General features: G+C 76.9%; 11 protein-coding genes and 1 pseudogene. 6 read left to right on the top strand and 6 right to left on the bottom strand.

Annotation, left to right across the window (positions count from 1 at the left end):
* The first annotated feature begins 23 nt into the window (after positions 1–23).
* Entirely contained in the window at positions 24–4,238 is a 4,215-nt protein-coding gene (locus tag O7600_RS06825) for a putative inorganic carbon transporter subunit DabA (protein WP_281592832.1), read from the top strand.
* Complete coding sequence (locus tag O7600_RS06820) at positions 4,235–4,576, top strand: DUF190 domain-containing protein (RefSeq protein ID WP_281592831.1); 342 nt, start codon at positions 4,235–4,237, stop codon at positions 4,574–4,576. The genes O7600_RS06825 and O7600_RS06820 overlap by 4 nt, the downstream gene beginning before the upstream one ends.
* Before the next feature lie 20 nt (positions 4,577–4,596).
* On the opposite strand, the gene O7600_RS06815 is transcribed toward O7600_RS06820, so the two are convergent.
* The 3 genes from O7600_RS06815 to O7600_RS06805 are packed head-to-tail and all read right to left on the bottom strand — an operon-like array spanning position 4,597 to position 6,553.
* Positions 4,597–5,163 (bottom strand): TetR/AcrR family transcriptional regulator, encoded by a 567-nt coding sequence (locus O7600_RS06815; protein ID WP_281592830.1) that lies wholly within the window; start codon positions 5,161–5,163, stop codon positions 4,597–4,599.
* The gene (locus O7600_RS06810; protein WP_281592829.1) at positions 5,160–6,053 is read right to left on the bottom strand and encodes an NmrA family NAD(P)-binding protein; all 894 of its coding nucleotides are present in this window, start codon (positions 6,051–6,053) and stop codon (positions 5,160–5,162) included. Before O7600_RS06810 ends, O7600_RS06815 begins: the two co-directional genes overlap by 4 nt.
* Positions 6,050–6,553, bottom strand: coding sequence for a nitroreductase/quinone reductase family protein (locus O7600_RS06805; RefSeq protein WP_281592828.1), 504 nt, complete (start codon positions 6,551–6,553; stop codon positions 6,050–6,052). The genes O7600_RS06810 and O7600_RS06805 overlap by 4 nt, the downstream gene beginning before the upstream one ends.
* A 109-nt stretch (positions 6,554–6,662) precedes the next feature.
* On the opposite strand from O7600_RS06805, the gene O7600_RS06800 reads away from it, so the two are divergent.
* From O7600_RS06800 to O7600_RS06785, 4 genes are all read left to right on the top strand, one after another.
* Positions 6,663–7,844, top strand: a complete 1,182-nt coding sequence (locus tag O7600_RS06800; protein ID WP_281592827.1) for a histidine kinase — start codon at positions 6,663–6,665, stop codon at positions 7,842–7,844.
* Positions 7,841–8,518, top strand: coding sequence for a response regulator transcription factor (locus tag O7600_RS06795; RefSeq protein ID WP_281592826.1), 678 nt, complete (start codon positions 7,841–7,843; stop codon positions 8,516–8,518). The genes O7600_RS06800 and O7600_RS06795 overlap by 4 nt, the downstream gene beginning before the upstream one ends.
* A 91-nt stretch (positions 8,519–8,609) precedes the next feature.
* Positions 8,610–9,530, top strand: a complete 921-nt coding sequence (locus tag O7600_RS06790) for an ATP-binding cassette domain-containing protein (RefSeq protein ID WP_281592825.1) — start codon at positions 8,610–8,612, stop codon at positions 9,528–9,530.
* Positions 9,527–10,348, top strand: a complete 822-nt coding sequence (locus tag O7600_RS06785; RefSeq protein ID WP_281592824.1) for an ABC transporter permease subunit — start codon at positions 9,527–9,529, stop codon at positions 10,346–10,348. Before O7600_RS06790 ends, O7600_RS06785 begins: the two co-directional genes overlap by 4 nt.
* 7 nt (positions 10,349–10,355) lie before the next feature.
* Here the strand turns inward: O7600_RS06785 and O7600_RS30105 are convergent.
* The 3 genes and pseudogenes from O7600_RS30105 to O7600_RS06765 form a co-directional block, all read right to left on the bottom strand.
* Positions 10,356–11,045: pseudogene (locus O7600_RS30105) on the bottom strand (low temperature requirement protein A); the annotation flags it as partial.
* Between the two features lie 202 nt (positions 11,046–11,247).
* A complete protein-coding gene (locus tag O7600_RS06770; protein WP_281592823.1) occupies positions 11,248–11,883 on the bottom strand; it encodes a response regulator transcription factor in 636 nt (211 codons plus the stop codon).
* Positions 11,880–13,085 carry a sensor histidine kinase gene (locus O7600_RS06765; RefSeq protein WP_281592822.1) on the bottom strand — a complete coding sequence of 402 codons (1,206 nt, stop codon included), beginning with the start codon at positions 13,083–13,085 and terminating at the stop codon, positions 11,880–11,882. Before O7600_RS06765 ends, O7600_RS06770 begins: the two co-directional genes overlap by 4 nt.
* Between the last annotated feature and the right edge of the window lie 147 nt (positions 13,086–13,232).

The following is a 13,232-nucleotide window of genomic DNA, read 5'->3' as shown; positions in this document are numbered from 1 at the left end:
GCGGATGTCTGAGGGAGGTGGCGATGTCCGTCGCACTGGTTCTGGGAGTCCTGGCCGGGCCCGCATCGGCGGCGCTGTGCGCGCTGGCGGTACCCGACCCCCGTCGAGCCGCGCGGGTGGTGGGGGCGCTGCTCGCCCTCACCGCCGCCGCGGCCGCCGCGTTGGTGGCCTGGGTCGCGTACGACCCGGTGGTCCCGGCGCTCCTGCTCCGGCTCGACCCACCCGGGCCGGCGTTCTCCGTCGGGATCCGGATCGACCGGTTCACCGCGCTGTTCGCGCTGCTGGTCTGCGGGCTGGCCGCCGTCGTCGCCGGCTACGCGCGCCGCTATCTCGACGGCGAGCCGGGCGCGGTTGGGTTGCAGGCCCGGGTCGCGGCGGCCACGGCGGCGACCCTGGTGATGGCCACCGCGCCCAGCCTCGTGCAGCTGGCGGCCGGCTGGATCGCGGCCGGGCACCTGCTGATCGGGCTCATCGGCCACTACCGGGAGCAGCCCCGGGTACGGGCGGCGGTGCGCCGTACCCGGACGGTGTTCCTCCTCGGCGACGTGGCCCTGGTCGCCGGCCTGGGGCTGCTGGTCGTCCCGGCCGGCGACGCGGACCTCGACGCGGTCCGGGCGGCCGCCGGCGACCGGCCCGGTTGGCTCCTGGCCGCCGCCGGCGGGCTGCTGCTGGTGGCCGGCGCGGTGCGCTCGGCCCAGGTGCCGGCGCACCGCTGGCTGCCGTCCACGCTGGACGCCCCCACCCCGGTCTCCGCCTTCCTGCACGCGGGCATGGTCAACGTCGCCGGCTTCCTGATGATCACGCTGGCGCCGGTGGTCGTCGCCGCGCCTGGCCTGATGCCGGCGATGGTGCTGGTCGGGCTCGTCACCGCGGTGTCCGGGTCGGTGTTCGCCGCGGTGCGCACCGACGTCAAGGGCGCCCTCGCCCGGTCCACCGTCGCGCAGATGGGCTTCATGCTCGCCCAGTGCGGGCTCGGCGCGTTCGGCCTGGCCGCCGTGCACCTGGTCGGGCACGCCGTCTACAAGGCGTACGCGTTCCTGTCCGCCGGCGGCGCGCTCCAGGCCCAGTCGCGGACCGCGACCGCGCCCCGACCGGTCGGCCCGCCCCAGACCCGGACCGTGGTCCTGGCCGGCGCGGCGGTGCTCGCCGCCGTGGCGCTCACCGAGCTGGCACTCGGCGCCAGCCCCAGCGGCCTGCTCAGCGCCGCCCTGGCCGGCGCCGCCGCGCTGGCCGCGGTGCGGTCGGCCCTCGCGGACCGCGAGCTGCCGGCGCGGACCGCCGTCGCGATCACCCTCGCGACGGGCGCGCTGGCCGGCGGCTACCTGGTCGCCGGGCGGGCCGTCGCCCGGTGGCTGGGCCTGCCGACCTCGGTGACGGACGCCGGGGTGGGCGTCGCGGCGGCCACGCTGGCCGTGGCGGCCGTCGCCGGGACGGTCCTGCTGCGCCGGCACCGCGCCGCGCTGTGGTGGTGGGCCTGGCGCGACGGCGCCGTCGGCGCGTGGTGGCGCCGGTCCGCCGGCCCCGCGACGGGGGAGCCGGCCACCTGGGCCGTGACCGCGCTGCGCCGCCGCGACGCGTCCGACCGGTCGGACGCCGCCCGGGTCGTCGCCGCGCTCGCCGCCGCCGGCGACCACGTCGCCGCGGTCTGGCCGCTGGACACGTTCGTCGCGGTGAACCCGCTCGCCGGCCGGGAGCGGGTGCCGTTCGCGCGGGCCGCCGCCGAGCTGCGGGCGCTCGGCGGCGCGCGGACCCACCTGCCGGCGGTCGAGTACCGGCGGCGGCTGCGCGACGGCGAGATCGAGCCTGCCGACCTGACCGCCGTGCTTCCCCCGGCGACCTCGGAACCGGTCACGCTCGGCGGACGGTCGATCACCGCCACGGACCTCCGGGTCGCCACGCTGTCCCACCCGGTGCACGACGGACCGCCACCACCGCCCGACCTGCTCGCCGTGGCGCGACGCCGGCTCGCCGGGCCCCGGCCCGCCGTCCCGGACGACCCGGACCCGCTCACCGTCGCCGAGCTGGTCGACCGGCTCCTGGGCACCCGGATCGGCGCGGACGTCGACGAGCTGGTGGCCGGCTGGTGCGCGGCGCACTGCGGCCGCCCGGCCGCCCGCTGGCCGGTGCCCGGCCCGGCCGACGAGAGCTGCTGGACGCGCTGGCGGCGGATGGCCGGCGCCGACCGGCACCCGGACCGCGCGGGCGTCGGCGGCCTGCGGGCGCTCGTCGCCGCGCTGCCGGCCGCGCCCGACCGGGCCGTCGCGGCGCTCCTGCGCGCCCTCGGGGTGGCGCCCGCGAACTGGTCGGCCTACCTGTCCCGGTCCCTGCTCCGGCTGCCCGGCTGGGCCGGCTACGCCCGCTGGTCGCAGACCCACCCGGGCGAGCGGCCGCACCTGACCCCGCTGGACCTGCTCGCGGTGCGGCTCAGCTACGAGCTGGTGCTGGCCGGCGACGCCGCCCACCGCCACCTCGGGCTCCCGCCGACGGTCGACGCGGTCACCGCCGCGACGGCGCCGACCGTCGGGGTCGCGGGGACCGGGCCGACCGCCGGGGCGCCGGGCACGGACGAGCCGGCGGCTCTCGCCCGGCTGGTCGCCGCGCTCGGCGTCGACGGGCCGACCCTGGCGCTGCTGCCGGAGGAGACGGTGTCGGTGCTGCGCGACGTGGTGGTCGAGCTGTCCCCGGCGCGGCAGGCCGAGGTGTGGCTCGCCGCGGCGGAGCACGCGTACCGGCGTCGGCTGCGGAACCGGCTGGAGCACGGGACGCGGCCGCGCCCGCGCCGCGCCGCCTGCGCCACCGCGCTCGCCCAGGCGGTGTTCTGCATCGACGTGCGTAGCGAGGGTCTGCGCCGGCACCTGGAGGCGGCCGGGCCGGTGGACACGTACGGCTTCGCCGGGTTCTTCGGCCTGCCCGTGCGTACCGCGGCGGCCGGCGCCGAACGGGGCCGGGACCGCTGCCCGGTGCTCATGCGGCCGGTGGCCACCGTCGCGGAGACCGCCGACGCCACGCGGGTGCGCCGCCGGCGATCCCGGCAGGCGTGGCGCCGGGCGTTCGCCTCGGCCAAGGCCAGCCCGGTCGGCGCGTTCGCCTTCGTCGAGGTCGCCGGCGTGCTCGCCACCGCCGCCCTGGCGGCGCGTGCCGTCGCGCCGGGCCGCTTCGCCCCGGCCGCCGACGACACCGCACCGACGGTGGCCGACCTCGACGCCGCCCTGACCCTCGACGAGCAGGTCTACTACGCGGAGGCGACGCTGCGCACGGTCGGGCTGACGGCCGACTTCGCCCCGCTGGTGCTGCTCTGCGGGCACGGGGCCACCAGCACCAACAACCCCTACGCCGCCGCGCTCGACTGCGGCGCCTGCGGCGGCAACCGGGGCGGGGTCAGCGCCCGGCTGGTCGCCACGCTGCTCAACCGGCCCGAGGTCCGCGAGGCGCTGGCCGCCCGGGGGATCCACCTGCCCGCCGACACCCACGTCCTGGCCGGCGAACACGACACCGTCACCGACGAGGTCCGCCTGTTCGACGTCGACGCCGTCCCCGCCCGGCTGCGCCCGCACGTCGACGACCTGTCCCACCGGCTCGCCGAGGCGGGAGCGGGGCTGCGCGCGGAACGGGCCACCCGGCTGCCCGGCCGGCCGGGCCCCCGCCACCTGCCCCGGCGCGCGTCGGACTGGGCCCAGGTGCGACCGGAGTGGGCGCTTGCGGGCAACGCCGCGTTCATCGCCGCGCCGCGCTCGCTGACCGCGGGGACCGACCTCGGCTGCCGCACGTTCCTGCACTCCTACGACTGGACCGCCGACCCGGACGCGGTCGCGCTCGAGACGATCATGACGGGCCCGCTCGTCGTCGCGGCGTGGATCAATCTCCAGTACTACTTCTCCACAGTGGACCCGTACCGCCTGGGCGCCGGCACCAAGACCGTGCACACCGTTCTCGGCGACGCGCTCGGCGTCCTCTCCGGGTCCGGCGGCGACCTGCGCGTCGGACTGCCGCTGCAGTCCGTCGACGACGGGACCCGGCGGGCGCACGACCCGCTGCGGCTGCTCGCCGTGGTCCACGCCCCGCACCACCTCGTCGACACCGTGCTCGGCCGCAACCCGGCCCTGCGCCAGCTGGTCGACGGCGGCTGGATGTCGCTGACCGTCGTCGACCCCCGTACCGGCGAATGGAGTGAGCCGGGCGGATCCCGGCGCACCCCGCCGCTCCCGGCCCCCGACCCAGAGAAGGAGTACAGCGCATGAACGAGCTCGGACTGACCCGCATGGTCAAGGTGGAGGTCGTCACCCGCGCCGACGACGCCGACGCCGTCCGGACCCTGCTGCACGCCTCCGGCGTGAGCGGCTGGACCAGCCTCAGCGGCGTCTCCGGCTTCGGCCACCACGGCACCCACGAGGGTCGGCTGCTCTTCAACGACCGCGCCGGACTCGTCATGGTGATCGCCGTGCTGCCGCCCGACCGGGCCGAGCCGGTCGTCACCGGCCTGCGCGACATCCTGGCCCACCGGCCCGGCGTCATGTTCGTCAGCGACGCCTGGGTGAGCCGGCCCGAGTACTTCGGCGCCGACCGACCGGCGACCTGAGCGCACGGCGGGGCGCGGGTTCAGCGCGCGTACGCCCGCAGGACGACGTCGACCAGCCGTTCCGCGAACCGCCGGTCGACGTCGCCGCGCGTCGCCCGGCGGTAGAAGACCGGACCGGCGAGAAGGTCGAGCACCTCCGTGGGATCCGTCCCGCGGGGGAGCTCGCCGCGCGCGACGGCGCGTTCCACGACCCGCAGGATCACGTCGTGCCGGGTCTCCGCCTCCCGGTGGTGCAGCTCGCGCAGGCGTGGGTCGCGTTCGGCGGCGTCGACCAGCGCGAACCACAGCCCGGCGGCCGGCCCGCGGGAGACCGCGACGGCCAGCCCGGTGACCAGGGCGAGTAGGTCGCCCCGCAGGCTGCCGGTGTCCGGGTCCTCGGGCGGGCGCCGGACCTCGGCGAAGGCGTCGAGCACCAGTGCCGCCTGGCCGTCCCAGTGCCGGTAGATGGTCGTCTTCGCCACGCCCGAGCGCTCCGCCACGGCCTCGACGGTGGTGCCGGCGACCCCGCGCTCCGCGAGCAGAGCCAGCACCGTGTCGATCACGAGGGCGCGGGTGCGCCGGACCCGCGGGTCGGTGGGCGGGCTCATCCCTCCACCTTCTGCGGGGGCGGCCCGTCCGTCCACCGCCACCGGTCGACGTGCTCGGTCACGTAGTCCCGCAGCGTCCGGCCCGGGCGGCCGAGCAGGAGTGACAGGGCGGGGTCGACCTGTTCCGCCTGGCCACGGCGCAGGCCGGTGTGCAGGACCGTCTGCACCACCGCCTGGGTCGCCGGGACCCGCCGGCGGCGCAGGTGCCGCAGGTAACCGCCGACGGTGGCGGCCTGATAGCGGATGGGCCGGCCGAGCGTCTCCGTGAGCAGCGCCGCCACCTCCGCGAAGTCGAGTGCCTGCGGTCCGGTCAGGGTGTAGGCGGCGCCCCGGTGCGCGGCCGGGTCGGCGAGCACGGCCGCGGCCACGTCGCCGACGTCCCGGGTGTCGACGAAGGCGACCCGGCCCGAGCCGGCGGGCAGGTAGATCCGGTGGTCCTCCCGGATGTCCCGCCGGTACGCGTCGGCCAGGTTCTGCGCGAAGAAGCCCGGTCGCAGGACCGTGCTGGGCAGGCCGCTGGCGCGCAGGTGCCGCTCGACCCGGTGGTGGGGCACCACCGGGTTGCGCTCCGCCCCGGTGACCGAGGCGAACACCACGTGCCGGACGTCGTGCCGCGCGGCACGGTCGACCAGCGCGTTCAAGGTCGGGCCGACCCGGGCGATCTGCGGTGGGCGGAGCAGGAACAGTGCCGCCACGCCGTCCAGCGCGGCGTCGAACGTGCGCGCGTCGCCGAAGTCCAGGTGCGCCGCCGGTACGCCGGGGAACCGCTCCCGTAGTTCGCGGACATCCGTGCCGGCCACCCGCAGTGCGACGCCGGCCGCGCGCAGCGAGCGGGCGACGGCGCCGCCGACGTTGCCGGTGGCGCCGGTGACCAGGACCGGCCCGGTCACGGTCGCCCGTCCCGGACGTCGAGGTGGACCAGCGCCAGGCCGTCCCGGCGCGCGGCGTCGGCGAGTTCGTCGTGGGTGGGCGTCCGCGGCACGTTGATCCGGATGCCCATCCGTCGACCGGCCCGCCGGTGGCCGATCGCCTCGACCAGCGTCCGGTAGACGGTGGCCACCCGGTCGGGGTCCTCGACCAACTCCGCCCGGGCCGGGCGCCGGCGGCCGTGCAGCGTCACCTCGACGTCGGGCCGGCCGCGCAGGTTGACCCGCCACCCGGAGTTGGTCAGCACCAGTAGCCGGCCGTCCGCACCCTGCCGGTAGGCGACCGGGAACACCAGCTCCCGTCCGGTCCGCCGGCCGGTCAGGTGCAGCAGCATCAGGTGCCGGCCCACCCGTCCCGAGCGGTCGGGCGTCGCCAGCAGCCAGCGCACGACCCGGTTGACCAGCCGGTAGGGGGCCTGGGGCGGGCGGACCCGCTGTACCGGGGGGCGGGGAGAGGATCGCATGCCACCACCGTAACGCTACGGAAGCGTAGCGAAAAGAGGTGAAGTGGCTCGATGGCGCCTCGTGCCCCGCGCCGGCCCGCCGCGGCGAGCCGTGGCGTACGGTGACGGCATGGGACGCCTCGCCCGGTGGCGTCGGGTGGCCCGGGAGCATCCGACCGTGGCCGACGCGCTGCTGGCCGCGGTGCTCTTCACGGTCAGCCTGCTCCCGGTGAACCCGCCCGGAGGGCCACCCCGGGACCCGTTGACCGCCGGCGCGGTGCTGCTCGCGGCGGCCGGCTGCGCCGCGCTCGTCCTCCGGCGCCGGTTCCCGTTGCCGGTGCTCGCCGTGGTGACCGTCGCGGCGGCCACCTCGTTGCTCGCCCAGCAGGCGCGGGGGCCGTTCGTGCTGACCGTGGCGGTGGCCGCCTACACCGTGGCCACCCGCACCGACCGGCGGACCGCCGTGGCGGCCGGCGCGGCGAGCGGTCTGCTCCTCGGCGGCTCGGCGGTCGTCGCGCTGGGCGTGGGCTGGCTCGATCCGGCGGTCGTGGTCCTCCTGCTCTGGTTCGGCGTCGCGGTGGCCGCCGGCGACGCGGTACGCAGCCGGCGCGCGTACGTGGCCGTGCTGGAGGAACGGGCGCGGCGGGCCGAGCGGACCCGGGAGGAGGAGGCCCGCCGGCGGGTGGCCGAGGAGCGGCTGCGCATCGCCCGGGAGCTGCACGACGTGGTGGCGCACCACATCGCGCTGATCAACGTCCAGGCCGGCGTGGCCGGACACCTGCTGCGCGACCGGCCCGACGCGGCCGAGGAGGCGCTCGGGCACGTCCGGTCCGCCGCGCGCACCGTGCTGGACGAGATGGCCGTCCTGCTCGGCCTGCTGCGCCGCGGGGAGCCGGAGGCCCCGACCGAGCCGGCGCCCGGACTGGGTCGGCTCGACGCCCTCGTCGACGGCTTCGCCGCCGGCCAGCCGGTCCGGTGGATCCTGTCCGGCCGCCCGCGCCCGCTGCCCGGCGCGGTGGACGTGGCGGCCTACCGCATCGTCCAGGAATCGCTGACCAACGCGCACCGGCACGCGCCCGACGCCACCGTCACGGTCGAGGTGCGTTACACCGACACCGCGGTCGTCGTGGAGGTCCGCGACGACGGGCCGGGACCGGGCGGTCCGGGTGACTTCGGAACCGGCCTCGGCCTGCTCGGGATGCGGGAGCGGGCCGAGGCGGTCGGCGGCGCGTTCCACGCCGGTCCCCGTCCGGAGGGTGGCTTCGTGGTCCGCGCGGAGCTGCCCGCCCCGATCCCCCAGGAGGTGACATGACCGTCCGGGTCCTGCTGGCCGACGACCAGACGCTCATCCGCGCCGGCTTCCGCGCGCTGATCGACTCGGCGCCGGACCTGTCCGTGGTGGGCGAGGCGGCCACCGGCCGGGAGGCGGTCGTCCAGGCCCGCGCCACCCGGGCCGACGTGCTGCTGATGGACATCCGGATGCCCGACCTCGACGGCCTGGCCGCCACCCGGCAGATCACCGCCGACGAGGACCTGGCCGGCGTGCGGGTGCTCATCCTGACCACGTTCGAGGTCGACGAGTACGTCTTCGAGGCGCTGCGGGCCGGCGCCAGCGGCTTCCTCGGCAAGGGCGTGGAGCCGGTCGAGCTGCTCGACGCGATCCGCACCGTCGCCGCCGGGGAGGCGCTGCTGTCGCCGAAGGCCACCCGTGGGCTGATCGCCCGGTTCCTGGCCCAGCCCGACCCGGAGCCCCGGGCCACCCCGGAACGGCTGCGGGTGCTCACCGAACGGGAACGCGAGGTGGTGGCGCTGGTCGCCGCCGGGCTGAGCAACGAGCAGATCGCCCAGCGGCTGGTGGTGTCCCCGCTGACCGCGAAGACCCACGTCAACCGGGCGATGGCCAAGCTCGACGCCCGGGACCGGGCCCAGCTCGTGGTGATCGCCTACCAGAGCGGGCTGGTCCGGGCCGACCCGCCGGCGCGGTAGTCGGGCCGCCCGGATACCGCGACCGCGGTACGCGCAGGTGTCCGCGCCCGGCCGACGCGGCGGCCGGGGTACGCGGGCCAGGGTTGAGCACATGATCGAAGCCCGCGACCTCAGCAAGCGCTACGGCGACCGGCTCGCCGTCGACTCCCTGACCTTCACCGTCGCGCCGGGCGTGGTGACCGGATTCCTCGGTCCCAACGGCGCCGGCAAGTCCACCACCATGCGCATGATCCTCGGTCTCGACGCCCCGACCGGGGGTGACGTGCGGGTCAACGGCCGCCGGTACGCCGAGCACCGGGACCCGCTGCGGCAGATCGGCGCCCTGCTGGAGGCGAAGGCGGTGCACACCGGCCGCTCCGCCCGCGACCACCTGCTCGCGCTGGGCGCCACGCACGGCATCGGCCGTCGCCGGGTCGACGAGGTGATCGACCTGGTCGGGCTGCGGGAGGTGGCCGGCAAGCGGGCCGGCGGTTTCTCCCTCGGCATGGGCCAGCGGCTCGGCATCGCCGCCGCGCTGCTCGGTGACCCCGCCGTGGTGATGCTCGACGAGCCGGTCAACGGCCTGGACCCGGACGGCATCCGCTGGATCCGCGGCCTGCTGCGGGGCCTGGCCGCCGAGGGCCGCACGGTGTTCGTCTCCTCGCACCTGATGAGCGAGATGGCGCAGACGGCCGACCACCTGATCGTGGTCGGCCGGGGTCGACTGCTCGCCGACGTGTCCCTCGCCGAGTTCACCCGCCGGGCGTCGCGCACCACGGTCCGGGTGCGCTCGCCCCAGGCCGCCGCGCTGCGCGACCTGCTGGCCGGACCGGACGTCACCATCACCGGCGGCGAGCCGGGCCTGCTGGAGGTCAGCGGTCTGCGGCGCGAGGTGATCGGCGACCGGGCCGCGGCGGCGGGGCTCACCCTGCACGAGCTGACCGCCACCGAGGCGTCCCTGGAGGAGGCCTTCATGACCATGACCCGCGACGCCGTCGAGTACGCCGGCGCCACCGCAGGAGAGACCCGATGACCACCACCGCGCCCACCGCCGTCCCGACCGACGCCCGGATCACCGGCCCGCGCGTGGTCCGCGCGGAGTGGATCAAGTTCCGCTCGCTGCGTTCTTCGTTGATTCTTCTGGCCGCCACCCTCGTGGTGTTCGCCGCCCTCGGGCTCGGCTTCTCGGCGTTCCTGGCCGACGCCACCATCGAACCGGGCACCCCGGCGCCACCCGGCGGCCCCTCGTCCCTCGACCCGCTCGGCGCCAGCCTCGGCGGCGTCAACCTCGCCCAACTGCTGATCGCCACGCTCGGCGTGCTGCTGACCGCCGGGGAGTATGCCACCGGCATGATCCGCACCTCCCTCGCCGCGGTGCCCCGGCGCTGGCCGGTGCTCACCGCCAAGATCGCCGTCCTGGCCGGCGTCTCGCTCGCCGTGCTCCTGCCCACGGTGCTGCTCACCTTCCTCGGCGGACAGGCCGTGCTGGGGGACGAGGGCATCGCCCTCGGCGACGACGGGGTGCTGCGCGCGGTGCTGGGCACGGCCGCGTACCTCGCCGGGATCGGCGTGCTCGGCGCGGCGCTGGGCTCGCTGCTTCGCACCACCGCCGGCGCGCTGACCAGCGTGGTCGCGTTGCTGCTGGTCGTGCCCGGGGTGGTGTCCCTGCTGCCGGAGCGTTGGTCGGAGACGATCTCCCCGTACCTGCCGTCGAACGCCGGGCAGGCGTTCATGAGCCTCGGCGGCGACCCGAACCTGCTCTCCCCGCAGGCCGGTGCGGCCGTGTTCGTCGGCTGGCTGATCGTCCTCGTCGGCGCCGCCCTGGTCCGGCTGCTCCGGCGCGACGCCTGAGTCGGGCTCACCCGGGCCGGCGGCCGGTGCCGCCGGTCCGGGCCGGCGTCAGCCGCTCCGCGTGCGCGACCAGGATGAGCAGCACGCTGAGGATCGCCGACCCGGCCAGCAGCGGCAGGCCCCGACCGACGAGGGCCAGCGCCGCGATCGCGGCCAGCCCGACCGGCCGGTGCCAGGACACCCGGTGGTGGACCGCCGCGGCGAGCAGGATCCAGCCGATCAGGAACAGCGCCGGGCCGCTGAGCGCCATCATCAGCGCCGCCGGGTCCCGCGACAGCGGCTCGGCGATCATGACCTGGGCGCCGACCGCGGCGGCCACCACCCCGGCCACCATCACCAGGTGCAGGTAGCCGGCCAGCAGACCGAGTCGGCTGCCGGACGGGCCCAGCGCGTCGATCGCCGCGCCGAGCCGTACGCCGCCGGGCACCAGGTAGAGCCGGCGGTTGCCGCGCAGCGCCGGCAGCAGGAACGCCGGACGGCCCAGGTGGATCGCCACGTAGGCGCCGGCGAACACCAGCCCGTGTCCGGTGTGGGCGCTCGGCGCGGCGGCCGCCATCATCAACCCGCCGAACATGACCCAGAGCAGCAGCCCGATGATCAGGGGGGTGCCGGGGTCGAACCAGTCCGTCGACCAGGCGGTCACGAACCACACCCACCAGATGGCCGCCAGCAGCAGGACGGCCCGGAGCACCCGCCCAGGGTGAGGTCCTGCTCCAGCGACAGGGAGACCCGGTTCAGCGCGAGGATGAAGGCCAGGTCGAAGAAGAGCTCCAGGAACGACGCCCGGCGGGAGGCCTCGCGTGGCCGTAACAGCTGCCCCGGCATCCCACCCCTTCCGTACGCCCGGCCCGTCGCACCTGTCGTACCACCCGTCGTGGGCGTGACGAGGGCGAACGCGGTCAGCGGCGGATGACGCCCAGGTCGACCGCGGCGGCGACGGCGGCCGTCCGCGACTCCACCCGCAACTTGGTGTAGATGCGCGACAGGTGCGACTTGACCGTACCTTCGGTGAGGTGCAGGCGGCGGCCGATCGCCTGGTTGGACAGGCCGTCGGCGACCAGCCCGAGGACCTCGGTCTCCCGCCGGGTCAACGCGGTGTCGGGGGTGCGGAGCCGGTTCACCAGACGGTCGGCGACGGCCGGCGCGAGCGCGGTCCGGCCGGCGGCGGCGGTCCGCACGGCGGCGGCCAACTCTTCCGGCGCGGCATCCTTGAGCAGGTAACCGGTGGCGCCGGCCTCGATCGCGGGCAGGGTGTCGGCGTCCGTGTCGTAGGTGGTCACCACCAGTACCCGGGGCCCGTCCGGCCGGGCGGTGATGGCGGCGGTGGCCTCCACCCCGCTCATGCCGGCGCCGAAGCGCAGGTCCATCAGGACCACGTCGACGTCGCCTCCGGCGGCGCGGGCCACCGCGTCCTCGGCGGTGGCCGCCTCGGCCACCACGACCAGGCCCGGCTCGGTCTCCAGGACGGCGCGCAGCCCGGCCCGGACGACGGGATGGTCGTCGGCCAGCAGCAGCCGGATCGGGTCCCCGGTCACGGCCGCTTCCCGGGTGGCGTGCGGGGGAGCCGGGCGGACAGCGTGGTGCCCCGGCCGGGCGCGGAGGCGACGGTCAGGTCGCCGCCGAGCGCGCCCACCCGGGCGCGCATGGACACCAGGCCGAAGCCACCGGCCTCCGGATCGGCAACGGGCAGCCGGTCGGGGTCGAAGCCGACACCGTCGTCGACCACGTCGACGGTGACCCGGTCGGCGTGGTAGCCGAGCGTCACCTCGGCGGTGGTCGCGCCGGCGTGCCGGACGGTGTTGGCCAGACCGGCCTGGGCGATGCGCAGCAGCGTCACCTCGTACGCGGTCGGCAGCGGAGCCGGCACCCCGGTCACCCGCAGGCGCGCGGCGAGCGGGTGCCGGGCTCCGGTGGTGGCGCACAGGCGCTCCAGCGCGTCGGCCAGCGTGGTGTCGTCCAGCGCGGGCGGGGCGAGCGCGGCGACGAAACGGCGGGCCTCGGCCAGGTTGTCGACGGCGGCCCGGCGGGCCTGCCCGACGTGGCGGGCGGCCGCGTCCGGCCGGTCGGGCAGCACCCGCTCGGCGGCGCTCAGCAGCAGCTGGATGCTGGTCAGACCCTGGGCGAGCGTGTCGTGGATCTCCCGGGCGAGCCGTTCCCGTTCGGCCGCCACCCCGGCCTCGTGCTGCGCCCGCGCCAGGTCGGCGCGGGTGGCGGTCAGCTCCTCGATCAGCCGCCGGCGGCGTTCGCTCTCCCGGTAGAGCGCCTGATAGCCCCGAACCACGGCCACCGCGACGGCGGCGCCGAGGGCCGGCCCGACCACGCCCGGCACGCTGACCGCACCCCGGTGGGCGGCGAACGCGACGATCGCCGCCAGGGCGGTCACGCCGACCACCACCGCGCCGGCGCGGCGGGGGAGCAGGTGCAGCTGGAGGACGTACAGCGGGAAGGCGACCCACAGCCCGTCGGCGGTCAGCGCGGTCAACCCCAGCCAGAGCGCGGTCACCGCCGCCAGCCACCAGCCGGCAACCCGCCGCGAGCGGCGGACACCGGGCAGGAGCGCCCCGCCCGCGTACGCCAGCAGGCCCGCCGCCGCGACCGTGACCACGGCCGCCGGGTGCGGGCGGCCGGTGGCGACGGCCCGGAGCCCGGCCAGGGCGAACAGGCCCGCCACGAGCAGGTGCAGGCACCAGGCCAGCACGCGGGCGGTCGGCGTCAGGGCGGGAGCGGCGGTGGTCACAGCCCTCTCAGCCTAGAGGAACCGCAGGTCGGCGGGCCTCTGTCGAAAGTCGTAACCGGTACCCCGCCGTTCCGCCCCGAAGCTGCCGTCCGTCGCCGGATGCCGGGTCGCCCGGCCGACGGCGACCGTGGAGGGCGACCGCATCCG

The sequence above is a fragment of the Micromonospora sp. WMMA1998 genome, from assembly GCF_027497375.1.
In the GTDB taxonomy this organism is placed as follows: Bacteria; Actinomycetota; Actinomycetes; order Mycobacteriales; family Micromonosporaceae; genus Micromonospora; species Micromonospora sediminicola.
Note: the sequence above shows the minus strand (reverse complement) of the source record. Positions and strands in the feature narration are given on the sequence as shown.